19 protein-coding genes are annotated in these 25,807 nt (G+C 57.6%); 5 read left to right on the plus strand and 14 right to left on the minus strand.

The window, feature by feature from the left end:
• Positions 1-47 precede the first annotated feature (47 nt).
• The 3 genes from AC2D8U_RS08920 to metA form a co-directional block, all read right to left on the minus strand.
• Positions 48-1,541 carry a CoA-acylating methylmalonate-semialdehyde dehydrogenase gene (locus AC2D8U_RS08920; protein WP_484618688.1) on the minus strand — a complete coding sequence of 498 codons (1,494 nt, stop codon included), beginning with the start codon at positions 1,539-1,541 and terminating at the stop codon, positions 48-50.
• Between the two features lie 60 nt (positions 1,542-1,601).
• The gene (locus AC2D8U_RS08925) at positions 1,602-2,786 is read right to left on the minus strand and encodes a thiolase family protein (protein ID WP_484618689.1); all 1,185 of its coding nucleotides are present in this window, start codon (positions 2,784-2,786) and stop codon (positions 1,602-1,604) included.
• A gap of 955 nt (positions 2,787-3,741) precedes the next feature.
• Positions 3,742-4,677: a homoserine O-succinyltransferase MetA gene (gene metA, locus AC2D8U_RS08930; RefSeq protein ID WP_484618690.1), complete on the minus strand. Its 936-nt coding sequence runs from the start codon at positions 4,675-4,677 to the stop codon at positions 3,742-3,744.
• Positions 4,678-4,816: 139 nt separating this feature from the next.
• Here metA and AC2D8U_RS08935 point away from each other — a divergent pair, with 139 nt between their 5' ends.
• The 3 genes from AC2D8U_RS08935 to AC2D8U_RS08945 all read left to right on the plus strand — a co-directional run bounded on the left by AC2D8U_RS08935 (position 4,817) and on the right by AC2D8U_RS08945 (position 6,936).
• A complete protein-coding gene (locus AC2D8U_RS08935; RefSeq protein ID WP_484618691.1) occupies positions 4,817-5,542 on the plus strand; it encodes an SDR family NAD(P)-dependent oxidoreductase in 726 nt (241 codons plus the stop codon).
• Between the two features lie 120 nt (positions 5,543-5,662).
• Positions 5,663-6,553, plus strand: a complete 891-nt coding sequence (gene ygfZ, locus AC2D8U_RS08940; protein ID WP_484618692.1) for a CAF17-like 4Fe-4S cluster assembly/insertion protein YgfZ — start codon at positions 5,663-5,665, stop codon at positions 6,551-6,553.
• Positions 6,554-6,738: 185 nt separating this feature from the next.
• On the plus strand, positions 6,739-6,936 hold the full coding sequence (locus tag AC2D8U_RS08945) for a DUF4250 domain-containing protein (protein WP_484618693.1): 198 nt from the start codon (positions 6,739-6,741) through the stop codon (positions 6,934-6,936).
• Positions 6,937-6,962: 26 nt separating this feature from the next.
• On the opposite strand, the gene AC2D8U_RS08950 is transcribed toward AC2D8U_RS08945, so the two are convergent.
• From AC2D8U_RS08950 to prfB, 7 genes are all read right to left on the minus strand, one after another.
• A complete protein-coding gene (locus tag AC2D8U_RS08950) occupies positions 6,963-7,568 on the minus strand; it encodes a glutathione S-transferase N-terminal domain-containing protein (RefSeq protein WP_484618694.1) in 606 nt (201 codons plus the stop codon).
• Positions 7,565-8,308, minus strand: coding sequence for a ferredoxin--NADP reductase (locus AC2D8U_RS08955; RefSeq protein ID WP_484618695.1), 744 nt, complete (start codon positions 8,306-8,308; stop codon positions 7,565-7,567). The genes AC2D8U_RS08950 and AC2D8U_RS08955 overlap by 4 nt, the downstream gene beginning before the upstream one ends.
• Positions 8,309-8,410: 102 nt before the next feature.
• Complete coding sequence (locus tag AC2D8U_RS08960) at positions 8,411-9,658, minus strand: dicarboxylate/amino acid:cation symporter (RefSeq protein ID WP_484618696.1); 1,248 nt, start codon at positions 9,656-9,658, stop codon at positions 8,411-8,413.
• A 384-nt stretch (positions 9,659-10,042) separates the two neighbouring features.
• Positions 10,043-11,698, minus strand: coding sequence for a VRR-NUC domain-containing protein (locus tag AC2D8U_RS08965; RefSeq protein ID WP_484618697.1), 1,656 nt, complete (start codon positions 11,696-11,698; stop codon positions 10,043-10,045).
• A 144-nt stretch (positions 11,699-11,842) separates the two neighbouring features.
• Positions 11,843-13,096 carry a hypothetical protein gene (locus AC2D8U_RS08970; RefSeq protein WP_484618698.1) on the minus strand — a complete coding sequence of 418 codons (1,254 nt, stop codon included), beginning with the start codon at positions 13,094-13,096 and terminating at the stop codon, positions 11,843-11,845.
• A 359-nt stretch (positions 13,097-13,455) separates the two neighbouring features.
• Positions 13,456-14,955, minus strand: coding sequence for a lysine--tRNA ligase (gene lysS, locus AC2D8U_RS08975; protein ID WP_484618699.1), 1,500 nt, complete (start codon positions 14,953-14,955; stop codon positions 13,456-13,458).
• A gap of 26 nt (positions 14,956-14,981) precedes the next feature.
• Positions 14,982-16,080, minus strand: a protein-coding gene (prfB, locus tag AC2D8U_RS08980) for a peptide chain release factor 2 (RefSeq protein WP_484618700.1) whose coding sequence is annotated in 2 segments (ribosomal slippage) — positions 14,982-16,004 and positions 16,006-16,080 — 1,098 coding nt in all. Because the reading frame shifts where the segments join, the coding sequence is not laid out codon by codon here.
• 235 nt (positions 16,081-16,315) lie between these two features.
• Between prfB and AC2D8U_RS08985 the strand changes: the two genes are divergently transcribed.
• Positions 16,316-18,184, plus strand: coding sequence for a methyl-accepting chemotaxis protein (locus AC2D8U_RS08985; protein ID WP_484618701.1), 1,869 nt, complete (start codon positions 16,316-16,318; stop codon positions 18,182-18,184).
• Positions 18,185-18,221: 37 nt separating this feature from the next.
• Here AC2D8U_RS08985 and AC2D8U_RS08990 read toward each other — a convergent pair whose 3' ends face one another.
• The 4 genes from AC2D8U_RS08990 to AC2D8U_RS09005 all read right to left on the minus strand — a co-directional run bounded on the left by AC2D8U_RS08990 (position 18,222) and on the right by AC2D8U_RS09005 (position 22,860).
• On the minus strand, positions 18,222-19,595 hold the full coding sequence (locus tag AC2D8U_RS08990) for a hypothetical protein (RefSeq protein ID WP_484618702.1): 1,374 nt from the start codon (positions 19,593-19,595) through the stop codon (positions 18,222-18,224).
• Positions 19,592-19,978 carry an SET domain-containing protein gene (locus tag AC2D8U_RS08995; protein WP_484618703.1) on the minus strand — a complete coding sequence of 129 codons (387 nt, stop codon included), beginning with the start codon at positions 19,976-19,978 and terminating at the stop codon, positions 19,592-19,594. Before AC2D8U_RS08995 ends, AC2D8U_RS08990 begins: the two co-directional genes overlap by 4 nt.
• 212 nt (positions 19,979-20,190) lie before the next feature.
• Positions 20,191-22,071, minus strand: coding sequence for a methyl-accepting chemotaxis protein (locus AC2D8U_RS09000; protein ID WP_484618704.1), 1,881 nt, complete (start codon positions 22,069-22,071; stop codon positions 20,191-20,193).
• Positions 22,072-22,329: 258 nt separating this feature from the next.
• Positions 22,330-22,860 carry an RNA polymerase sigma factor gene (locus AC2D8U_RS09005; protein ID WP_484618705.1) on the minus strand — a complete coding sequence of 177 codons (531 nt, stop codon included), beginning with the start codon at positions 22,858-22,860 and terminating at the stop codon, positions 22,330-22,332.
• A gap of 441 nt (positions 22,861-23,301) precedes the next feature.
• On the opposite strand from AC2D8U_RS09005, the gene AC2D8U_RS09010 reads away from it, so the two are divergent.
• Positions 23,302-25,440 carry a phosphatidylinositol-specific phospholipase C domain-containing protein gene (locus AC2D8U_RS09010; protein WP_484618706.1) on the plus strand — a complete coding sequence of 713 codons (2,139 nt, stop codon included), beginning with the start codon at positions 23,302-23,304 and terminating at the stop codon, positions 25,438-25,440.
• The last annotated feature ends 367 nt before the right edge of the window (positions 25,441-25,807 follow it).

Genomic DNA, 25,807 nt, shown 5'->3' on the forward strand with positions numbered 1-25,807 from the left:
ACTGACTCCCCTTGTACGCCCAGCCCCCTGTGCTCACTGCGCCAATGCTATTTCAAGGCGATGGTCAGGTTCTGCCCATCGACGATGCCACTCTCGGGCCAGCGTGCCGTCACCGTCTTGGTCTCGGTATAGAAGCGAACCGCCTGCTTGCCGTAGGCGTGCAGATCACCAAAGAAGGAGTTCTTCCAGCCGGTGAATGAAAAGAAAGGCAGGGGGACCGGGATGGGTACGTTGATCCCCACCTGGCCCACCTCGATCTCGTGCTGGTACTTGCGCGCGGCAGCGCCGGAGTTGGTGAAGATGGAGGTGCCGTTACCATAGGGACTGGCGTTCACCAGGGCGATGGCATCGGACAGACTCGCGACCGTCATGCAGCACAGCACGGGACCGAAGATCTCTTCCCGGTAGATCCGCATATCGGTGGTGACATCGCGAAACAGCGTAGGCCCCACCCAGTTGCCGGCTTCAAACCCCGGCACGGTAAAGTCAGAGCCATCCACCAGACAGGTCGCCCCCTGCTCCTTGCCCGACTGGATCAGCGCCAGCACTCGGGCCTTGGCCTGGGGGTTGATCAGGGGGCCAAAGCCCGCGTCGGGATCGTCCCACAAGCCGGGGCGGACCTTGGCCACCTCGGCGGCCACTTCGCTGATCCACGCCTCACTCTTTCCGACAAACACCGCCACGGAGATCGCCATGCAGCGCTGACCCGCAGCCCCCACTGAAGCCCCGACGAGTTGGTTGATCACCGTCTGCTTATCCGCATCCGGCATGATCACCATATGATTCTTGGCCCCGGCAAATGCCTGGACCCGTTTTAGATGATCGGTACCGGTTTTATAGACGTGCTGTCCAACGGGCACAGAGCCGACAAAGGAGATCGCCTTGATCTGGGGGTGAACCAATAGATGATCCACCGCCTCCTTGCCACCGTGCACCACATTGAGCAACCCCTTGGGTGCCCCAGCCTGTTCAAACAGTTCGGCCAGGCGCATTGGCGTCATGGGATCCTGCTCGGATGGCTTGAGCACAAAACCGTTTCCGCAGGCGATGGCCATGGGAAACATCCACAGGGGGATCATGGCGGGGAAATTAAAGGGGGTGATCCCGGTACACACCCCCAGAGGCTGGATATAGCTGTAGCTGTCGATCCCCCGAGCAACATTCTCCACCGTCTCGCCCATCATCATGCTGGCGATGTTGGCCGCTTGCTCCACCACTTCGATCCCCCGCCAGACATCGCCCTTGGCATCCTCAAGGGTCTTACCTGTCTCCTTGGCAAGGAGGGTGGCCAGCTCTTCGTGATGCGCCTTAAGCAGATGCTGATAGCGCAGCATCACCCGGGCCCGTTCGGAAACGGCGACCTCCTTCCACTCCCGCTGTGCGGCGGCAGCGGCAGCCACTGCCCGGTGGATCTCGCCTTCGGTGGCACACGTGAGCTGGGCGATGGGGGTGTTGTTGGCAGGGTTGGTGACGGTGATCACCGCCGAACCTGTACCGGCCGTGTACTCACCGCCGATCAGATGATGGATCTGTCTTGTCATCTTTTTTCTCCCAGAAAAAACGCCGGATCCGGGGTGCAGCCCGATCCGGCGGTGACCCTGTTACACCAGCTCGATGGCCATCGCGGTGGCCTCACCTCCGCCGATACACAAAGACGCCAGGCCGCGCTTGAGGCCGCGGGCCTGCAGGGCGTGGATCAGACTAACCAGAATTCGCGTGCCAGAGCAGCCGATGGGGTGGCCCAAGGCACAGGCGCCGCCATTGACATTAACCTTGGCGCTGTCCAGCCCGAGCTCAGAGATCGCCAGCATGGTCACCATGGCAAAGGCTTCATTGATCTCAAACAGATCCACCTCGTCTACGCTCCACTCTAACTTGTTCAGCAGCTTGTTCACCGCGCCAACCGGGGCCAAGGTAAACTCAGAGGGCTCCTGACTGTGGGTGCTCTGCCCGACGATCTTGGCCAACACAGGCATGCCATTGGCTTCGGCATAGGCCTGAGTGGTCACCACCACGGCAGCGGCGCCGTCGGAGATGGAGCTGGAGTTGGCGGCCGTGATGGTGCCATCTTTGGCAAAGGCGGGACGCAAGCTGGGGATCTTGTCGGGACGGGCGTTACCGGGTTGCTCATCGATGGCAACCGTCACCTCACCCTTGCGGGTTTTGATGGTCACCGGCTCGATCTCCGCCTCAAAAGCCCCGGCTTCGATGGCCGCATTGGCACGCCGCAGGCTCTCCAGCGCATAGGCATCCATCTGCTCTCGGGTCAGGCCAAAGGCATCCGCCGTTTTCTGGGCAAAACCACCCATGGCACCGCCGGTGTAAGCATCTTCCAGGCCATCAAACATCATGTGATCCAGCACCTGGCCGTGACCCATGCGCAGGCCGCCCCGGGCCTTATCCAGCAGATAGGGGGCCCCGGACATGCTCTCCATACCACCCGCGACCACGACCTCGGCGCTACCAGCCTTGATCAGATCATGGGCCATCATGACGGTCTTCATGCCAGAGCCGCACACCTTGTTGACCGTGGTGGCACCCACAGACAGGGGCAGACCTGCCCCCAGCGTTGCCTGACGGGCGGGCGCCTGGCGCAGACCCGCAGGCAGCACACACCCCATCAGGACTTCATCGACCTGCTCGCCGGCGATCCCGGCCCGTGCTAGGGCAGACTTGATCGCCGTAGCCCCCAGCTCGGTGGCCTTTACTGCACTCAGGCTGCCCTGGAAGCCCCCCATGGGGGTCCGGGCCGCCGCTGCGATAACAATAGCTGCTTCCTTAGCCATTCCTACTCTCCAATGTAAATCAGTTGTTATGAGCGTACTTCAAATGTGACGTTTACGGCAACGTAAACCCTCTGCCTGCACCGCAGAGAGTTGATTGACCAGGTGTCACCTCTTCGTGACAGTTTCCTGCCGGTCTGGGAGGAGCCGGGCAGGAAACTCAGGGAGAGGATCAGCGGTGCAGATGACAACACGATGGCGACCGTGCTGATCCGACCAGTCTTGGCCCTCTCCATCTCTATTGAGACAGTATTATCAATAACATACCAATATAAGTTCGTCTCGCATAAGTGGTAACAATCGGTCGATAATTGCTCTGCAGCTTTAAGGCGAAGATCTCGGGAATCTACGCAGCTTTCCCCAAGGAACCCTTGACTCCTTCGAGAAGACGATGGACGACGGCATGATCCGCTGAGATCTCTGAGTCCAGCCATTCCGCTCCTCACCTGACTGATCAGCAAGCTGTTATTGACCCTGCAATGCCTTACGTCCAACACCAAGCGGCTCCATTGCGCAACCCGCTACATGACCCACACCCTTAGAAAGTTTCCATTGCTCTTCAAAACCATTGACCGACTGGCTGTCAGGTAAAGGCGATTGAGGTATTACGGGCTGGCAGATAAATGACAAGCAGATGTGGACGGGAGCTATGCTGCCGAAGGCGGGCTGTCCAACAAGCATGAATAAGATGGAAAGTCACAGCCTGTGGGGCGAAAGCTGACAATGGAGCTTAGGCATAATGGGGATTGGCGCGGCACAAGGAGCATCCCGTCAGGGCAAGGGCTCAAAGCCCTTACCCCCTGAAAACCCTTTAACCGCCAGGACAGGCCACTGACTAGCCGATCACCTAAGGCACGGTTTCGCTCAACCTCACCTTCGGCACACCAGGCCGTCTTGGGCCAGGCCCTTTTACAAACACAGGGGCTCCGCAGACAGAAAGGCTCAGGAAGGCCCCCCGTTACTCCCAGGGGGTCATCGCTTCCATGTCGTTCAGATCAAACGGCGTCTGCTGGTAGACGTAGTAGTTAAGCCAGTTGGAGACCAGCAAGGCACCATGAGCGTGCCAGCGGGCGTGAGGATTACGGGTCGGATCATTCTCTGGAAAATAGTTTTGCGGCACCTTGGGCTGTAATCCCGCAGCCAGATCACGTCGGTACTCATCCTGCAGCGTGGTGCGAGTGTATTCAGGATGACCGGTGACAAACAGGTTACGGTTGTTGTTACCGACCACCAGGTAGGCCCCTGCCTGATCCGACTCAGCTAAGACTTTGAGATCCGGGTGGGCCTTGAGTTTGTCGAGAGAGACCTGGGCAAATCGGCTGTGAGGCACCCAGAACTCGTCATCGAACCCCCGCAAAAGGGGAATATGCTCATGCACGCGCTGATGCTTGAACACGCCGGAGATCTTTTCATCCCTTAAATAACGCTTAAGCCCGTACAGGTGGTACAAGGCGGCGTGGGCAGCCCAACAGAGGAAAAGAACCGAGGTGGCATGCTGCTGGGACCAGTCGATGATGGCCCGGATCTCATCCCAATAGTTAACGTCCTCGAACTCCAGATCCCCCAGGGGAGCGCCGGTAATGATGAGGCCATCATAATTGGTCTCTTTAACCTCGTCGAAATCCCGATAAAACGCATTCATATGATCGCACGATGTGTGCTTGGAAGGACGGGAATGGATCCGCAACAGCTCCACATCCACCTGCAGTGAGGTGTTTCCCAGCAACCGAAGCAGCTGAGTTTCCGTTTCAATCTTGTTCGGCATTAAATTGAGGATCAAGACCTTCAGCGGACGAATATGCTGAGCCAGCGCCCGGCTCTCAGACATCACAAAAATATTTTCCCCACGCAATATCGCGGACGCGGGCAAACTATCGGGCACTTTAACTGGCATGCAAACTCCTCCTAAGTTCAGAAGACATTAGTTATATCAAGACATCTGGACGTCTACAACCCCGGATGTCTGTTACCTGACTTGTTCGCCTCGGTCGGGATCACTATCATCCAGTGATCGCAATAGAGGGAAACCCACCATGAAACAACTGAGTGCCATCATTATCGGCGCCAACTCCGGCCTCTCCCAGGCGCTCGCCATGCAACTGGCCAAAGACAAGGTGCGCCTCGGCTTGATGGCAGCAGACATCGACGTCCTGGCACCGCTGAAGCAGGCCCTCGGGCCAGAAACCGAACTGGTCAATATCGACATTTTCGATCCCCAGGCGAGCCGGGCTGCCTTCGACGCTCTGTGGGAAACCCTCGACGGACCGGCCCTGGTTGTGATCAATACCGCCGCGTCCGGCCTGGATCTGTCCCTGCCCTACGCCCTGGATCGGCAGATCAACGCGGTCAATGTCGAAGGTTTCACCGCCCTGGCCAACGCGGCCTTTAATAAGATGGTCGAACAGAAGTATGGCCAACTGGCTGCCCTGACCTCCATCGCGGGCGAACGAGGCGGCCCCCAGACCGCCTTTCATGCTTCCAAGGCCTACCAGCAAAACTATCTCCAGGGGCTGCGTCTGCACGCGCAAAGGCTGAAACTGCCTATCACCATCAGCGACATCCGCCTGGGTTATATCGACAAGATGCAGGGGCGGGGCAGCAAGGCCTGGGGGGCCCCGTTGGAGAAAGTCGCCAGTCAAGCCGTTAAGGCCCTAAAGCGAGCCAAGCCCACCGTATACGTCACTCGACGCTGGCGCCTGATCAGTTGGTTAACCCGGCTCCTGCCGGAATTCATCTATAACCGACGAAAGTACAAATAAGATCGGAGCAAAGTCGGATCTGCGTTATCGGACCGAAACCACAAAGCCGATGACGCAAGCCCGTGAAACACGCTAAGATCGAGCGCTATCGATAGACGGACGTTTAAGGTTGTGACCCAAGTGACCAAGCCTACTCTTATTCCCCTAAGCTCACTGGGCGTGCTACGCGCCCGGGGCGATGATCGCCAATCCTACCTGCAGGGACAGTTGACCTGTGATCTGATCAAGTTACCCAGCAACGAGTGGCACTTTGGTGGCCACTGCGATCCGAAAGGCAAACTGGTCGCCGCGTTCCGTTGGCTGCATTACGATGACTCGATCCTGCAGCTGCTCCCCGAAGATCTGCTTCCGGTGGAGCACACGGCCCTGGGAAAATACGCCGTTTTCAGCAAAGTGACGTTCGATGACGCCAGCGCTGACTTTGCCCTGTATGCCCTCATGGGGGAAAGAGCCACTGCTCTGCTGGCCGATTGGCAGGGAGAAGGCAACCTCAAGCAGCATGGTGAGCTGCGAGCCCTGATCGATGCTGACAGGGCGATCCTGCTGTGCCCCGCTGATACCGCCCTGCCCGATCTCATCGCCACCCTGCCTCGCGGCGAAGAAGCTGACTTTCTCGCCAGTGAAGTCAGTGCTGCGCGTCCCTGGATGGGTGCCGAACACAGTGGCGAGTTTGTCCCTCAAATGCTCAACCTGGATGCCCTGGGGGGGCTGCAATACGACAAGGGGTGTTACCTAGGGCAGGAAACCGTGGCGCGGATGCACTTTCGCGGAGGCAACAAGCGAGCCCTGTATGTCCTCAGCGGCCCCGCTACGCAGGCGGAGACCCTGGAACTGCAGATCGGTGATAACTGGCGTCGTGCTGGTACCATCGTTGCGCGCCAGACCGTGGGCAACACCCTGTGGTTAACCGCAGTACTGAGCAAGGAGTTGGAAGCGGACTGTCGATTCCGACTGGGAGACAGCGAAATGCTCCTGCAGCCGCTGCCCTATCCGCTCTACGGGCAGGCCTAAAGAGGGCGGCCACTGAGCCGCACCCTTGACTCAGACTCTCCAGGGACCCCTTGCTTGGTGGTTGTCCTAAACCCTCTCAATCATCCGCTTGGGCCTACATCGATGGGCACAGGGATGACAAACTTTCCCTTGCCGAGTGACGCTCAAGCAACAACACTGAGGGAAAGTCATGACAAGGAGCAGGTATGGAGATCACGCGACCCGACCGACTGGACCCACAAATACTGCTGGGGATCGTCAACGAAAAGCTGCGCCTGGGCAGCGGTAACCTGGCCGATCTCGCTGCCGAACTGGAGATCGACAGCTTGGCACTGGAGCAACGCCTCTCCGCCATCGGCTTCCACTACCACAGGGACTGCAACCAGTTCCGCCGAACGGGCTAAAGCGCAAAACACCCAAGGCCCAAAACTTAAGGGGCCGGCACTGCCTGTGTCGGTGCGGTGATCTCGGCAATGGGTGTACGATGGGAGTCCAACCAGGGCGCCAGCTGAGGCGCCCAGCTTCGCCAGGGCAGTTCGGGATGACGAAAATCCAGATACTCAAGCAGCGCTAACAAACGCAACTCGAGTACCGGTGGTGTCACCTTTCGTTGGCCCCAGTCCCGCTCAGCCTGACAGAGTCCTATCTTCAAGGTGTCCACATGGCGCTGCCGCCATACGGGGGAGCCGCTACCCTCGAGCTCCCGACCCTGCTCTACCTGCAGGGCCACCGCCGCATCGGTCAGGCCCAGCAGCAGGGTATCGAGTTGAAGCAGGCCCCAGTTACCCGCCATAAACCGGTGAAGTTCGCCACCACCGTAACGATCATCGAGATACCGACCGATCAGTTGGCTGTCGTAGAGTGGGCCTGCATCGGTCAACAGACAAGGGATCTTACCCAGGGGGTTACTGCGCCGAAGCAGGGGCTCCTGTTCGAAGGGATCGACCAGGATCTCCTCACAGCAGATCCCAAGCTGGCGCACGATCATACGGATCACCCGAGCAAACGGGGAAGTTTCAGAGTAATAGAGGATCACCAGTATTTCTCCATGGTGATCTGGCCGGGTGTCCGGCGCAGATTTTTACGCAACCCCATCCCTTCCAGCACCGCCAGAGTTTCTCGGATCATATCTGGGTTACCGCAAATCATGGTTTGACTGCGGGCCGGTTTGATCGGCACACCCACCTTCTCTTGAATAGCCCCCTGGGCAAGAAGTTGGGGGATCCGGCCCTGCAATGCGCCCTCGAAGGGCTCTCGACTGACAATGGGTACAAAGTGAAAAGCATCTGGGTGCGCCTGCTCTAGTGCTCGGATCGGCTCAAGGTAAGCCAGATCCTCACCATAACGTACGGCATAAACCAGGATAAATCGCTCATAACGATCCCAGCAATCTTCACTGTGGAGGATGGACAGGAAAGGGCCGACGGCAGTCCCCGTGGCGAACATCCACAGCTCCCGCCCGGCAGGCACCTCATCCAGGGTCAGGAACCCACTGGGCCTGGGCGTCACCATCACATTATCACCCACCTGAAGATCCTGCAGGTGAGGCGACAACTGCCCCTCCTCAACATTCACCGCCAGGAACTCCAATATGGGCTCGTGGGGAGGATTAACATAGGAATAGGCCCGCTGCACCCGCTCGCCATCCTGTTCCAATGCCAGCTTGCCAAACTGACCGGCAACAAAAGGCTCAACCTCTGCGTCCACCTTGAGCGTAAACAGGCGGTCATTCCAATCGATGCGTTCCACTACCGTACCCTGGATCCAAGTGCTCATGCCTATCCTCGCTGACTGTTCCTTATACAGTAAGCATACGCTCCCGGCAGAAAAAGAAAAACCCCGCTTAAAAGCGAGGCTTATTCATCACAAGGTGGAGCGTCAGGCGAGGCTGGCCTGCTTGGCAGTGGCCCGGGTTTCGCTGCGATCCACCATGGTAACCACGGCCGCATCGCCGACCACATTGGTGGACGTCACAAACATATCAATGATGCGGTCAACGGCGATGATCAGGCCAAACGCGGCTTCCACCGGCAACCCCATCTGGTGGATCAATACGCCGATCATTACAGCACCGCCACCAGGCACACCACCAGCTCCCACGGAGAGCAGGAATACCGCCGCGATCAGTGCTGGCAGCTGCTCCATGGTGATCGGCACATTAAACGCATTAGCCAGGAAGAAGGCGGCAATGGTGATGTAGATGGAGACCCCACCCATGTTCATGGTAGCGCCCAGGGGTACCCCGAAGCCCGCAGTAGCCTGGGACACACCCAGCTTCTGGGTCAGGGTCCGCATGGTCACGGGAATGGATGCGTTGGAACTGGCACAAGAGAGGGAGAACATCATCTGTTCGCGGGTCTTGCGACGGAACTCAGCTGCCGAGATATCGGTCGTCATGCCCACGACCAGAGGGTAAACCCCAAACAGCCAGATCAGCAGCAGGGCCACAACCAGCCCGATGTAGCCAGCAACCGAGACAAACGTAGCGGCTTCCAGGGTTGCCCCCAGTTTCAGCATCAGGGCGAACACACCGTAAGGGGCCAGGCTCATCACCAGAGTAATGGCCGTCATCATGATCTTGTTGGCCTTGCGGAACGCATGACCAACACCGTCCATCTCACTGCCCAGCATCTTGAGAACAAAACCCAGCATCAGGGCCATAAAGATGATCTGCAGCATATTGCCAGACGCGAAGGCCGCCACAGGATTACGGGGAATGATATCCATGATCAGCGCCGAGATACTCGGCAACTCGGTCGCACTGATGGCCAGTTGGTCCACCTGAGGCAACACGACACCAGTGCCCGGACGCAGGATCAAAGCCACCACAAGCGCCACGCCGATCGCCAGGATGGTGTTGACGATATAGAGCCCAAACGTCTTGCCCCCCAATCGACCAAAGCTTTGCAAATCAGGCAGTTGAGAGATTCCGCTGACGATGGAGACAAACACCAGGGGAACCACCAGCATCATGATCAGGCTAACAAACATGCCGCCTGCCATATCGGCCAACCCTACCAGAGAGGTCAGCAAGGGCGCATAATCGAGCCACTGCAGGCCAGCACCGAGCAAAAGCCCGGCAAATAGCCCAATGAATATTTTTTTCGACAGTGAGTTAGATGGCATTTTAATTCCTATTTCACGGAGCGGGTGGCACAAACATCCCTTGGCCCTAGTCGCTGGCTTGATCCCTGCCAGTCTTCTTGTTTGAAGCCAGATGATTGTACTGGCATCCCGACACCTAAGGCAGCACCTTTTTTTCAACCGAAAAAAGTGTTACCGCCGGAAAAACAACCAAAACACTAGATAAAAATACCGCCAAAATCAGGAAAAGCAGAATAACCCACCAACAATTGGCGGGAGTGCAACACACAACCCCAATTGAGACAAGAGTCACACCCCTGCATCTTGTGACCACTTCACCCCCAAATGTGACAAACAACAAGGCAAATAGTCCACCAAATGAGATAAAAGTAGCGAACTAAACCAAAATAAGGTAGCCCAGCAATGCTATGAACTGCACTCTTCTGAAGCTTTGAGCCCTGTTGCAGGTTTGCTCTCCAGTTGTAACACCCAGGCCGATTGGCCACTGGCATTGAGGATCTCCAACCAGCGACGCTGATTGTCCCGCAAACGATCTCCCGGCCCCTTGATCTCCACCCAGTGCACCCCCTCATCGTTGCACACCAAGAGATCGGGCATGCCCGAACGGTTTTGCCGCAAATCAAACAGCAGGTGGCGGATCAGCGCGACCCAGGTCGCTCCCCCAATCCGCGTCGCAGCCATGCACAGCAACTCGCGGCTCAGGCGTTGAGGCTGCAGCAAGGTACAGCGCAACGAAGCGTAGCGCTCAAAGCAAGAGAGCAGTTCACGGACGAAAATGGCCTGGGGCAGGCTGGCCCACCGAGCCAACGCCCGTTCTATCTCCCTGTAGCGACGGGCTACAAACAAGGGATGAAACAGATCCAGCGGCCCAGACTGAAAAGGCTGCACAAAGGCACCGGGCAGGGGAGCAAAGATCACTGGCCAAAGGATCAATGCCGCAATGCCTGGGATCAGGCTGTTTTCGCAATGCCAAGCCACTTGCCCTTGTGCAACAAGCGCCTTAACGATCCTGCTCTCAACGGAGCCCTTTCCCTCGGGCAGCCGGCCTCGACGCACGGGGGGTTGGTAAAGCTCGGGCAACGCCAATGCCAAGGGCCGCTTCCGCCGCAACCGTCCGAGAAAACGCAGACCCAGAGCACGTTGCGCCTCCGTTTCCGGCCGAGCCCATAGCGACAGTGCCAATGCCAAGGCCTCATCATACCTCTGTGTTCCATACAACAGCCGAAGACGACGCTCCCGGCCCAGCTCATTGTGGCACTGACGCAGCCAATGCAACGCCTTGTCCCATTCTCCCTGACGCTCCCACTGTCGTGCCAGCTGTGCCAGCAAGGCCTGGCGATACCGCTCCAGGGTGGCATTCCTCTGGGGCTTGGACAGCAGAAGGAGATCCTTGTCCTGAGGCACATCGCCTTCACTCCAGCGCTGAGCCAAAGCGACCATAGCAAGATAGTGCTCACACTCGGCCGGCTCCTTAAGAGGAAAGTCGTTATAACTCAGTGAAGTAGAAACATAAGCCTGTGCGCCGATATCGGCCAAGACAAACTCGGTCAGGCTCTGCCGGGCATTGGCAAAGAACAGCAGTTGCAAACGCATCAACATCTCCCGCCCCTGCAGCGCCACCAACTCCCCTGGGGGCTGGGGCCACCACTCGTGCCATCGGCGGGCTGGCAGCCTTTCCAACTCTGTCTGCATTTCCCCCTTGCGCTGAGACCGAGTCCCGGACAAAACCGGAAGCCGTTTCAGCTCCGACAGCGACAGGTACGCCGCCATCTCACGTCCACAGAGCCGGGGCGCAGGCCTTAATAACTTTGTAGCAAAGAGTTGGGAGAGGGCTTCATCCCGATCGAGGATCTCGGCATAAGCCAGTTGCTCGGTACGAAAATAGGGGCCCTTGCGTCCCAGCAGGCGCAGATAGAGGCACAGGGCAGGAACCGGCAAAGACTCCAGTTTCTCCAGCCAGAGCGTCAATTCAGCCCCCATCAGGTGGCGACGATAACGGCGAACATGCTCGGCAACAGCGAGAAAGTGGCGGCGATAGTAGTCTGGCGGCAGTGGCAGCATGGTTCCCCTTCGAGCTCAACGACGCTAAGCCCGGCTCATTGACACCGGACAGAGAGGACAGTATGCCAAAGTTCAAAGAGGATGCGGCTCTCGCCGCTCAAAAGGGGTCAGCCGGTATTGAGGAGCCGGTCAGAGAAGTGGGCGCTACAGCGCCAGGGGAAGCGCCTCATCCTGGTTCATTGCCGCTTCCGATGACCCAATTTCAAGATCGTCGAGTACTAAGGCGTCAGGCTCGACCCTCTCCATTTCTGGAGCACCGACTGTTGCCTCACCCTGTGTTTGGTCGAGCGCCTGCTGGCTACCTTGAACTGAGACACTCTGCTCCACAGGCTTTGGCTTTATGGCACTTTGCTGCTTCGCTTCCGGCTCTCCGTCGGCGCGCTCCTCCAGAGTCCTCATCATATCACTCGGTACTGGAGCAATAACCGGTGGCGATTCATGGCGTTGTAACGCCTCCTGCAATAACTGTAACTGCTGCTGCAAAGGGAACTCACGAATGTCCTGCATTGCCAGGCTTTTTGCCAACTGAGCGATCTGGCTCTCCAAGGCCAAAAGATAGATCTCTCGTCCCGCCTTATCTTGATTGTCGAGCTGCTGCAGATCATTTCCCAGATGATGGGCATGGGCCACGGCAAAGCGAGTCGCCTCGGCCTGTCGGGCAATCTCTTCAAGCTCCCGAGGCGTCGACTCAATAAAGGCCCAGGACGACTCCAGGATCGCTTGCGCACGCTCGAAAGTCTGCGGTGCGCTCTGATCCAACCCCTGCCCCTTGAGCGCCCCCAAGGACTCACGATGGGGCGTCAAGTAGAGGTTACGCACCGTGGTAACCTCCAGCACATGCTGTTGTCTCAGCAGATCCGGCTTGCCACTGCGCACCCGGGAAAGACGACCGGATGCAACGGCATCAACCAACCCCTTCAGACGCTGGTCGAGATGTTGATATTGACTGGCATGCATCTCATCCGCCCCCAGGGAGCGCAACACATCCCGATTGGAAAACGCTTCGTCGAGGTGTTCCAGCGCCTGCTCTCGCACTGCCTGAGCCTGCTCAAAAGCCTTTTCCGCATCCTGCAGCGCATCCTCGGCCGCCTGCAAACGGTTTCGAGTGCTGAACACCCCTAGGCGCTCGAACATGCGCAACGGCTCTGTAGAAAACAGCTGGTACTGGGCCTGGGCATCCCGCAAGGCATCTCGACCTCGACGCACTGCCGAGGTGGCAAACCACGCCAGATCATCATCCTGAGCCAAAGGCTCCAACTGCGCGATCCGTCCCGCCACGTCCTCCACCAACGCCTGTTGCTGATCCACGGTCTGCTCCAGCTCAGCCTGGGATGGGCCACTGGCACACCCGGATAACAGGATGGCAAGGAGACAAAGGGGGAGTAGCAAGGATCTCACGGGCAAGAATACTCAATCAAAAGGCTCTGGGATGGCCCAGTCTACTCATTGCGCCCTCCAGGCTCCAGCCCGGATCGCAATTTGCCGATCTTGATCGGGCATTCTCGTTAAATCGTTCGCAGCATTCCCTAAAAGGCACTTCGTTATCTATGCCACTCTCTCCTTAGGTTATGGAAAACAATGAGATAGTTATGAAAATGCCTTCGAAGGCAATACTTGCTCCGACTCGATCTCCTCTGCCATAGATGAAGAACACTCGATTTCCCGTGCTCCTCCTTCAAATCGAGCTAATGCCAATGCCTTAAAGATGCATAAAAAAAGCCCGCATCTGCGGGCCTTTTTAAACAAAGAGCGGATCGTTAGCCCTGCGGGCGCATCGCCGGGAACAGGATCACGTCACGAATGGTGTGGGTGTTGGTAAACAGCATCGCCAGGCGATCGATACCAATGCCCTGACCCGCCGTTGGCGGCAGACCGTGCTCCAGTGCCGTGATGTAGTCTTCGTCAAAGTACATCGCCTCATCATCACCGGCATCCTTGGCATCCACCTGGGCCAGGAAACGCTGCTTCTGATCTTCGGCATCGTTGAGCTCGGAGAAGCCGTTGGCCACTTCGCGGCCGCCGATGAAGAACTCGAAGCGATCAGTGATGAAGGGGTTGTGATCATTACGACGAGCCAGCGGTGAGATATCCGCCGGGTACTCGGTGATAAAGGTCGGCTGGATCAGCTTAGGCTCGGCGGTTTCCCCGAAGATCTCCTCCAGCAACTGGCCACAGGTCCAGAAGGACTCGACGTAGATATCCAGTGACTTGGCGATGGCAACCATGGTGTCACGATCCTGCACCTTGTCGTAGTCCAGTGCCTGGATCTCGGCATGATCCGGATTGTACTGCTTGATCGCATCCAGCATGCTCAGACGCGGATACTTGCCACCAAACTCAACGGTTTCATCGCCGTACGGCATCGCCGTGGAGCCCAGGATCTCCTGTGCCACGGTGGACAGCATCTCCTCGGTCAGATCCATCAGGTCGTTATGATCCGCGTACGCCATGTAGAACTCCATCATGGTGAACTCGGGATTGTGACGCGGTGACAGGCCTTCGTTACGGAAGTTGCGGTTGATCTCGAACACGCGATCGAAACCGCCGACCACCAGACGCTTGAGGTACAGCTCAGGGGCGATACGCAGGAACATCTGCTGATCCAGCGCATTATGATGGGTGATAAACGGACGGGCGGACGCGCCGCCAGGGATCACCTGCATCATCGGGGTTTCCACTTCCATGAAGTTCTTGGACTCCATAAAACGGCGGATCCCGGCGACCAGCTTAGAGCGGATCTGGAAGGCACGACGGGAGTCTTCATTGACGATCAGATCCACGTAGCGCTGACGGTAACGTTGCTCCTGATCGGTCAGGCCGTGAAACTTCTCAGGCAGGGGGCGCAGCGCCTTGGTCAGCAGCTGGTACTCACCCATGTCCACGTACAGATCGCCCTTGCCGGACAGGTGCAGCTGCCCCTTGATGCCGATGATGTCACCGATATCCAGGCCGCCGATGGCTTTCAGTTCTTTCTGTACGTCTTTGGAGGCATAGCCCTGAATACGGCCGGAGACGTCCTGGATCGCCAGGAAGGGACCACGCTTGGCCATAATACGACCGGCGATGGAGACAATGTGTCCCGCTTCCGCCAGCTCTTCTTTACTCTTATCGCCGAATTCCGCCTGCAGATCCGCCGCCTGATGGGTCGGGCGCCAGGTGTTGGGGTGACCGTTGGCATCACAACCTTTGCGGATGGTATCCAGCTTGGCGCGACGCTCGGCGATCAGCTTATTTTCGTCTTGTACTTTATCTGTCATTTCAATCAATCCTAACGGGCCGCTCTTTACAGACCGGACTTGAGGCTGGCCTCGATAAAGCGATCCAGATCGCCGTCCAGTACCGCCTGAGTGTTGCGAGTCTCTACACCGGTGCGCAGATCCTTGATACGGGAATCATCCAGCACGTATGAGCGGATCTGGCTGCCCCAGCCGATGTCGGACTTAGCGTCCTCGGCGGCCTGCTTCTCGGCATTCTGCTTTTGCAGCTCCAGCTCAAACAGCTTGGCTTTCAGCTGCTTCATCGCCTGATCTTTGTTCTTATGCTGAGAACGCTCGTTCTGACACTGCACTACGGTGTTGGTCGGCAAGTGGGTAATACGCACCGCAGATTCGGTGGTGTTAACGTGCTGACCACCCGCCCCGGAGGCACGATATACGTCGATCCGCAGCTCCGCCGGATTGATATCGATGGCGATGTTGTCATCCACTTCGGGGTAGGCAAAGGCGGACGAAAACGAAGTATGGCGACGGCCACCGGAATCAAACGGGGATTTACGCACCAGACGATGCACGCCGGTTTCGGTACGAAGCCAGCCGTAGGCGTACTCGCCCGAAATTTTCACCGTTGCCCCTTTAATGCCGGCAACATCGCCGTCGGAAGCCTCGATGATCTCGGCTTTGAAGCCCTTGGCTTCGGCCCAGCGCAGGTACATGCGCAGCAGGATATTACACCAATCCTGTGCCTCGGTACCGCCGGAGCCAGCCTGCAGATCCAGGTAGGCGTCATTGGCATCCTGAGGGCCAGAGAACATGCGGCGAAACTCCAGTTTGGCCAGCTGGGCTTCAAGCCCCTCCAGCTCAGACTGGGCTTCGACGAAGCTGTCCTCGTCTTCCTCTTCCACCGCCAGCTCAACCAGCTCGCCAACGTCTTCCAGACCCTGATCCAGGTTGTCGATGGTTTCGACCACGGCTTCCAGCTCGCTACGCTCACGGCCCAGCTTCTGAGCCCGCTCCGGCTCATTCCATACGTCGGGCTGCTCCAGCTCCGCGCTTACCTCTTCCAGACGCTCTTTCTTGGCATCATAGTCAAAGGTACCCCCTAAGGAGCTCTGTCCGCTCAGACAGATCCTTGATGCTATTCAGCACCGGATTGATTTCGAACATGGGAATCCTACTTCGAACAATTGAAAACGTGACAACGCAAACGGGAAATTTTAACTGAAATCGACCCGTCATGCACAGCTCAGAACCCGAACAATGCGCACAAGTTTTCGCCAATCACATCACGTTCCCATGAATCTCCCTCAAGTTTTGCCTCTTGCCACCGATAAGAGGTCCAAATAATCGCTCGGCGCCATGCGAGCCAACCTTGCCCCTCCCAGAATTAAGATCCCTAGTGATGCGACTACACTCTCTGAAATACAAGATTGCTGGTGCCGTCGGCTTTCTGATGATCCTTGGCGTCACCACCGTGACCCTGCTCTCCTATCGAAACGATGTTCAGGCACTCCAGCACCAGATAGACCGTGAAACCCATGCCTACGGTAGCCAGTACGTGGCGAAAGCCAGCCAGTGGTTGGCCGGCCAGCAAGCCATTATTCGCGCCCTGAGTCATCAGGGCGGTTTGGCACCCGAGGGGAGCCTGGCCCTGGCTCTGGAGGCCGGTCAGTTTGAATCCGTCTATTTTGGCCGGGATGACGGTGCCATGTTCGATGCCGACACCAGTCTGGATCTGAGCGAGTATGATCCCCGCCAGCGCCCCTGGTACCAGCAGGCCAAACAGGCGGGTAGGCCGGTGATCACCGCCCCCTACCTGGATCTGGAGTACAACATCCTGGTCGTCACCCTGGCCTTCCCTGTGGAACGTGGCGTCTATGGTGCCGATCTGGCGCTCACCACCCTCTCTCAAGACCTCGCCTCCCTGTCGCTGCCTGCCCAGGGCGACGCCATGTTGCTCGACAAGGCGGGAATGATCGTGGCGCACTCCGATCCCCAGTGGAGTCAACAGCCCCTCCATCGTCTGGACCCCAACCTCCATACGGCCCAGTTGGCCCAACTTCATGGCCGCGACACCCTCACCTATGTGCCATTGAACCAAGGCGGCTCGGCGGGCCTGTGGAGCGCCCCGGTGCCCGGTACCGAGTGGTCACTGGTCCTGATGCTGGATCAGCACACCCTCCTGGCCCCGATCAGGGCCCTGACGGTGAAAAAGGTGATCACCAACTACGCAGCCCTGGCGATGGTCCTGGGGATCTTGCTGTGGCTGGCTGGACGCCTGACGGCCCCGCTCCGGCAGGTCTCCGGCGCCCTGGCTCAGATCGCCGATGGCGATGCGGATCTGACCCTGCGCCTGGACATCAAGCAAAAGGATGAAGTGGGCCAACTGGCCAGCCACTTCAACCGCTTTGTCCAGAGCCAGTCCAAGCTGATCAGCCATCTGCGTGATGTCGCGGCCGAGGTGGAACAGGAAGCCGAAGCCACCGCAAACGGCAACCGGGAAGCCAGCGGCGCACTGGGGCAGCAGCAGAATCAGCTGCTCCAACTGGCGACCGCCATCACCCAGATGTCTCAATCTACCCAGGAGATCGCCCACCATGCCGAGCAGACCGCGGCGGCGGCCCAGCAATCCAGCACCCGCTCCGAGCAGGGTAAAAGCCTGGTCAAGGAGAGCAGCGATACGGTGATCGCCCTGGCGGGCGAGATCGGAGAAGCCACCGAGGTGGTGGAGCAGCTCAATGACCACGCCCAGTCCATCTCCGGGATCCTGGCCACCATCCAGGGTATCGCCGAGCAAACCAACCTGCTGGCGCTCAATGCGGCCATCGAGGCGGCGCGGGCGGGGGAGCAGGGCCGAGGCTTCGCCGTGGTCGCCGACGAGGTGCGTCTGTTGTCCCAGCGCACCCAGCAGTCCACCGAGGAGATCCAGCGCACCATCGAAACTTTGCAGGCCAGCACCGACAGCGCCGTCAGCCAGATGCGTTGCAGTCGCACCATGGCAGATAAGAGTGTCGACGCCACCCAAGAAGCCAACCTGGCCCTAGCAGAGATCACCGAAGTGGTTGGCCTGATCAGCGACATGGCGACCCAGATCGCCACCGCCGTCGAGGAGCAGACCCAGGTGTCTGCGGAGATCCACAACAATACCACCGTGGTGGCCAACGTCAGTCGCGAATTAACCGGTCAGACCGAACAGCGTCAACAACAGGCGGACCGGCTCAAGCAGCGTGCCGATGAGCTTAAATTTGAGATCGGTCGCTTCCGGATCTGACAAAACGGGTCCCGACGAGCGGGACCCGCTTCATCCCTCAACCATCACGCCGAAGTAAACTGCGAAAACGGAAGTTCTTCACCTTGTAGATCCAGATCAAGATCCCCGCATTAACCGCGACCAGGATCAGAGGAAGGTAGAGGTGGAAATTGTACAAACGGTTTTCCCCCAACAGGGAAAACTCCTTGGGCACCTGGAACTGCACCAGCATATCGAAATAGTCCTTGAAGAAGCTGACGATGGTCAGCATCTGGATCAAGGTGATCACGAACAGGATATTGGATTGTCTAAGACTCAGTGACTGGATGCTGTAGCTGACTTTCCGCTCGACAAAGTCCTTGTTGATCGCCATCGAGCGTTCCAGCTCTGCCTCGTCATTATCCAGGGACCAAAACCCTTCAATATAAACAAAGGACTGATGCAACCAGGGCTTCAAAGCGCTCTTATATTGCATCTTGCGAACGATCCCTATCTCGTACGCCATCACCAATGAATCGAACTTGGCCGATTGCTCTCGAAGGCGACCGTTGGACACATCAGCAGACAAGCCGACCAGGGATTTAACCAGGTAATCTTTGTAAAACCTCATTATAAACCAATAGCTTTGCTGAAATAGCATCAAGGGAACCAGCATCTCTCGCTCGTGCGGAGTCAAGCCGCAGACGCTGGTATAACTCCAGCCATAATGCACCAGATGCAAAGAGGAACTGTCCAGGGAAAATTTTTCCCCCTTGTGCTCTCCCTCCTCCAGTCGATGGATCGTCAATAACGACTCAGGCTTCTCAAAATCGCGCCATGGTCCATAGTTGGTCATGATGTGCGCCGTGTTCTCAGGAATGCTTAGCTGCTCAGCCAGCACAGGTTTATCCAGCAAGGTGGCCAGAAAGCTAGCCACCTGCTTTTTGCACACCAACTGGCTCCCAGCCAGCCAGTCTCGTCCCTGGGCGTCATTGCAAAGACTGCGGATCAGGCCGGGTAATTCTTCCACCCGCTGCCACTGAGGATCCGCGTCATCCTGGAGCTCGAACGCGACATTCAACACAATGGAGAAAGTGGTTTTGTTGATCAGCACCAGATCATAACTGCAATGGTGAAGGTACTGGCGCCAATCTCCGGCCAACTGCTGATGAAACCGTTCCCCCAGCAGTTGATGCAGCTCTGGCAGTTGCTCTCGGCTGTTGAGCAGCAAAAAACGAATATCGATAAACTGCCCCTGGGTTTCATTCTCCAGAGCGCCGATCCAGTCATAGGATGAGGAGGGGAGCGTGGCCAAATCAAGGTGTGAGGGCAGCGCCGCCAAGGCTTCCGCCCCATTGAGCAGAGGGAAGATCGCCAACCATAATTCATCCTCCAGCCGCAATGGCTGGATCACCTTGATGTGGATACGATTGTCTGTCTGAGAAAGCGTCATAGATAGCTGGCTCCATGCATCTGCCAATACGCCTCAGGTAAGGGCTCATCACGATAATCCAGGGTCAACTCTTCACCCGGCTCAATGGCCTGACGTGCCAGGATCTCCATCGACTCACGCTGAATCTTGAGATTTGGGGTACGACTGTGATTGATGAATCCGTACTTGGTCCGGATCGCCCTGAGCAACAACATATCCCCGGGCAGGGCATTCCACTCATACTCGATGGCGAACCGGTCATCCCAGGGGATCTTCTGCCCATCGAGCCGGCCCAGCACCCGTCCCGGCTCGATGGGCCGCTTGGCAAAGAGTCCTTGTCCATGGATAGGGCTCGGCTGGATCTCACCCGCCTCTATGTTATCGACCACGTACTCGCGATGCATTCCGCTCTCCCTGTCTGAATCCCTAGAAAAACTTCATGCTAATGAGGCATCTATCAAAAGTCACCTGGTTCCCCTATCGGGCTTAGCGATATCGAAGTGCCCTGCCGCAATCTCCGTACCTTGAACAAGCCAAGGGTACCCGGCTAGCGCTGCTGCTCCCCCAGGATCAAAAAACCCCCGCGAATGCGGGGGCTGTAGGTCAATGCAAACGTTCAAAGACGGAACTGACTGATCCGCTCGTTGAGCGTACTGGCCTGATCCAACACCTTGTTCGCATGCTGCTGGCCCCCGTCTGCGGCACCACTCAAGGCCTGACTCACATCTGCGATCCCCGTGATGGAACGGTTGATCTCGCCGGCGACCTGGGTCTGCTCCTCCACGGCCGTGGCGATCTGTGCCGCCATATCCGAGATCATCTCCCCGGCCTGGGCGATCTCATCCAGTGCCCGATTAGCCGCTTCCGTATCCGCCACACTGTTGTGAGCCAAAGCCTGGCTGGATTCCATCTGCTTCACCGCACTTTGTGTAGTGGCCTGCAAAGTTTCGATGGTGCGCTGGATCTCCTCGGTGGACTGCTGGGTGCGCTGGGACAGCAGGCGCACCTCGTCGGCGACCACGGCGAAGCCTCGACCCTGCTCGCCCGCCCGCGCCGCCTCGATGGCCGCATTGAGCGCCAGCAGGTTGGTTTGCTCGGCGATCCCCTGGATGGTGGCCAGGATCCCGGAGATGGACTGGGTATGATCCCTCAGGTCATTGATGATGGTCATCGCCTGCTCAATCTCCTGGGCCAGATGCTGCACCGTACCGCCGCTCTGGTTCACCGTCTGCTTACCCTGCTCCGTACTCTGAGCCGTCTGCTGGGCTGCAGTCGCCGTCTGCTCGGCATGACGGGCGATCTCCTGGGTCGACTGGGTCATCTGGGTGATGGCGGTCGCCAACTGGCCAATCTCTCCCCCCTGCTGCTCGATAACCACCGCAGACTGTGCCGCCGTATCCAGGCTCGACTGCGCCCCTTCGGTCACCACGCCACTGATCTCATGGATCCCCAGCATCAGCTTATGTTGATTGTCGATAAAGCGATTGAAATGGCCCGCCAGTACTCCCAATTCATCCTGCCGGCGACTCTCCAGCCTCTGGGTCAGATCCCCCCGACCATCGGCAATCGCCTCCAGCGCCGATGACACCTCCTCCAAAGGACGCAGCAGACGCCCCATCAGGAAATAGAGCAAGCCGATGATCAGCAAGAGGCCAAAGGAGATAACGCCAATCCGTGCCTTTAAACGATTGACCACAGGTGCCATCAAGGATTCTTTGTCCAAGATCATGACCAGTGACCAGTCCAGTCCCGGTACCGGTGCGGCAAACACGTAACGCTCCCTCTGGTCTTGCCTGAAGGTCACGGTCAGCAACTGCTGCTGCCGTATCGCCTGGCGCAGCAGCGTCAGATCCAGCGCGCCATCGAGACGATGCAGAGGCTGGTGGCGCAGTTGCGCCTCGGGAGCCGTCACCAGGGTTCCGTCGTTCATCATCATCAGTGCCATTCCGGCTCCGGGTAACTGGACACTGGCGATATCGTGCTCCAGCTCCTCCAGGGACAGATCACCGGCCACAACACCATGGCCCACCGGCTCAGCCAGGGTGATCACCATCTGGTTGTACGCCAGATCCAGATAAGGGGGGGTAACGATCGGTCCGCCCTGGCGCATGGCCTGCTGGTACCAGGGACGTGTCCGGGGATCATAGCCCGTGCGATCGATCGCCGGATCCGAATCCAGCATGGCGCCATCCGCCTGCCCCAGGTAGGTAAGCTCAAAGTCGCCGGCAGTCTGGGCAAGCTGCAAACTCTCCAGCGCGTTACTGCCCATATGCTGACCCAGGGCATGGATCACCTGCTGACGATCCGTCAGCCAGTCCTCAACGTTATGGCCAAGTTGCTCCGCCAGTGCCAAGGTTTCCCGCAGCAACTGTTGTTCAGTGGCCTCATACTCCCGGTCGATACTCCAGAAAGACAGGCTAAGAACGGTCAGCATCATCAAGCCACCCACGGCGGCGACAATACGGTATTTCAGGGATAGGGCAGAAAGATTAATCATGGCAAGGTCTACAAATTAGCGATAAGCCAAAGCAGCGACCAAAAGCCTTCAGTTCTGACCCGAGATACAACATTTATGATTCAAATCAAATAAATAACATGGAGATCGAGACCCAGGAGTAGGTATGAAAGACCGCTAGGCCTCAGTAAACCTCAGCGACCTCAATCCGAACCGATCCCAGCCACCGGAGCAAGGCTTGTGGCCAGCACAGTTCCTATTACGGCAGTGAATACGGGCCGCAGGGCCTGCCTCAATCCATTAGTCCCTCCGCCTTTGACGGCACAGGCTCAAGGCCGCAGACAGGTATCGGTTTACCTGAAACCGGGAGATCTTCAATCGATGGCCAATCTCCTCATGGGTCATGCCATCTCGCTTGCGAAGCAACAGGACGGCACGCTGGAGCGGCGTCAACGCCTGCAACCGCTGCATAAGATCCGCAACCTCGAAGCTGGCTTCCATGCGCCGGGAAAAAGCATCGTCGATCAGGATCTCACTGTCCATCTCGTCCAAGCTGAACGCCTGGGGACGGTGAGATCGGCTTATGTGCATCTCCTTCACCAGATTGGCCGCTATGGTCATCAGGTAAGCCTCAGGTTTCTCTATCCGCTCAGGTTCAGGGATCCGGTACAGCCTCAAAAAGGCCTCCTGGGCGATATCACTCGGCTCCACGCCATCCCCCACCCGGGTCCGCAAAAAGCGCAATAACTTGGGCTGGCAGGTCCGAACCAGCGCCTCAATATCCCAAACCGCCGACTCAGAGTCGGCAATTCGACCTCGAAATACAGACACAGGCATGCTCACAAAAATCGCCACTTCACTCGAAGGAAGTGTTTAGCGAGGTAAAGTCAGGTGGGCAAATGTATCTGAAATGTGTGACGTTTTTGTGGAATGTTGGCGTTTCCAAACAAAGCCTGCGACCGCCAGGTTCGAACTGATGAAAATGCCCCCTGAAGAGCTCCAGCCAGTCGGACCGATCCCTGGCTGAACGAAGCTTTTTAATGCTCGACGGCAAACCCCGTATCTCACCGGCCGAGTGCCCTTCTCCCCTGCCATCCGTCGATAAACCCACCGCTCTCCTGGTGACCGGTGAAGGCCCCGGCACCGACGACCCTCGCGCCGAGATGAAGTTTTCATTTCACATCAGCCAGCTTTCTTCCGTGATCCCCTCTAATAGAGAGTGACCGCCGGAGTGCGCCGTCACCTTCACTTCACTCAAGGAGGAGTCAGATTATGATCCACTCACGTTACCTGCTTGGCCTGCTTGCGCTCTGCGCAACCCATGCCTGGCCCAGCATTCCGCCAAAAGAGCAACGCCCGCAAGATCAAGATCTGGTGTGCGTCTACAGCGAAAAAAACTTCGAGGGAAACGAGCTGTGTTTTTCCAGCAGCATCCCGGATCTAACCCAGCACTCAGGCTGGAATGACCAGATCTCGTCAATTCGACTCTACGGAAACTTGGGGATCCGAGCCACCGAACACGTTAATTACTACGGCCATGCCACCCGAATCTATCAGGATGCCGCTGAATTCTACCTGCTTAACAACGCCATCAGTTCCATCGAGGTGTACCAAAAACCGAAGGATTACTTCTGCTTTTATACCCACCTGGGCTTCTATGGCACCCCGGTCTGCTATGACGCCGGGGCAGAGCGCGCAAACCTGGCCACTCAGGCCGGTGGTATAAACAAGGATATCGACGGCGTCTTTATTGTTGGTAATGTCGAGTTGGATCTCTATCAATACGGCAATTACAGCGGCTCGAAAAAAACGATCACACGCAGTGTGGGCGATCTGGGCAGCTGGCGAAACACCCCCTCCAGCTTCAAGTCCCGAAATAAGATCACCCCCAAACCCGGTTACATCGAGGTGATGAAGCTGCAAAATGAGGTGGCCAAGCATGCACGCCTCTACGAAGGAAACTGGCTGGGCACCCACAACTCTTACTCCAGCCCCAACTACTACTCGGTGCCATCCGGCGCCAACCAGTGGGGAACCATGAGCGAGCAGATGGACGCAGGGGCTCGGCATATTGAACTCGACCTGCATAACGGTTACCGGATCCTTCACACTCCCGACGGTCTGCTGTTCTCAAACGGCACCTCAGCCGAGCGGATCGTCGCCGAACTGAAAAACTGGCTCCATGCCAACCCGAATGAGTTCCTTTTCATCAAACTGGAAGTGCATGCCACGGACATCGTCCAACGCTGGTTCGAAACCCTGCTCAAACACACCTTTACCAATTGGCTCTATCAGAGTGGCAACAATTGCGCCGCCGCCCCAGCTCACCTGACGGTGAAAGATCTGCTGGCAGAAGGGACAAGGGTCTACCTGTATAACAATGCCGACTCCTGCCTGAGCATCCCCAACACCATGCACCCCAGGGTAGCATCCGACTGGAAACACGATCACGACTTCAACGCCGGCTGCCCCGGGTTTGCTCCCGATCTCGGTGCTGGCGCTTTCAGCCACACTCTGGAAGATCGCCGTTCCCCCTATAACAAGAGCATGCCTGAAAAGCAGATCCTGTCCGCCCTGCAGTGTGGGCTGAACTACGTTGGCAGGGACCACCTGAGCTATAACGACAAGAGCTTTTTTAACGCCTCAACTTATCTGCACGATCCCTCCCTCGACACTTTTTCTCCTCCGAGCAGTGACCACTACGGGGCACTGGAGATCCGTCGCTCACTGGAGGGAAGGGTGCAGTTCAGACCCGGCATGGACGGCAGCCGGACACGCCGTGCGGTTTGTAAAGATGAGCAGGGGCACATGTTTGTCACGGCTTCGACCACCCACTTCCACCAGGCTAACGCCGCCTGCCGCAATGAGGGCGGCCCCGGAGCCTTTTTCTCCCTCCCCAACAACGCACGCGATGTAAAAAGCCTCAGCCAGGGCTTTGCCGATGGCACCCTGCTCTGGGTCAATATGAGAGGAGATAACGGACGCTGGCAGGTCGGTGAACAACCACGCCTGAAAGGAAACTGGAGCCAGATCGTCAGTCAAAAAACCGGCAAGTGCCTGCACGTCAACCCTTCGGCGAACTGGAAGCTGGAAACCCGGGCCTGTTCAGATACGAGCGCCTACCAGCGCTTTATCTACGACAGCTTTGCAAGGCAGATCCGCCTGTACCACTACGACTACTGCCTGGATGTCTATCAAGGCAAAAACCTGAAGCAGCAACCGATCCATGCCTACTACTGCCACCAGGGCGCCAACCAGCAGTGGACACTGGATGAGGGCAGGGAGCGGATCCGCTCCAGTCTGTCTGGCACCTCACGCTGCATGGACGTCGATCAACAAAAGAACGATGAGATCACCCTGTGGGACTGTCATGACACCAGCCTAGATCAGCGCTTCAGCCACAGCCTGTAACGTCCCACCCCAAGCCCCCTCTCTTGAAGAGTGCCAGGTTCGCACTGAGTGCCGAACCTGGCGAGCGATTGTCCGGACAGCGCTTCATCGGCATCAACCGCCGATATATGAAACTTTGGTTTCAATCTGCACAACTTGCCGAAGCTCACCACTCTTTCCAGAGGTAGGCGCAAAACCGCAACGGCTTAAAAGAGCCCGGGGCGCCTCTCCAATTCCGTCTCTGCAGGTAAGATCATGTCAGTTCTCCGTCGGCGTAAGGCCGATCCGGCTCTGCCGAAAGCCGCCATCAAGGTCGCTGTTCAGAGCCTCTCCTCCGTGGCTTTGTACGAGCGGTTTGCCGATCGGTACCAGTGCCTCAGCCACCGGT

This window comes from Ferrimonas sp. YIN67 (assembly GCF_057219095.1).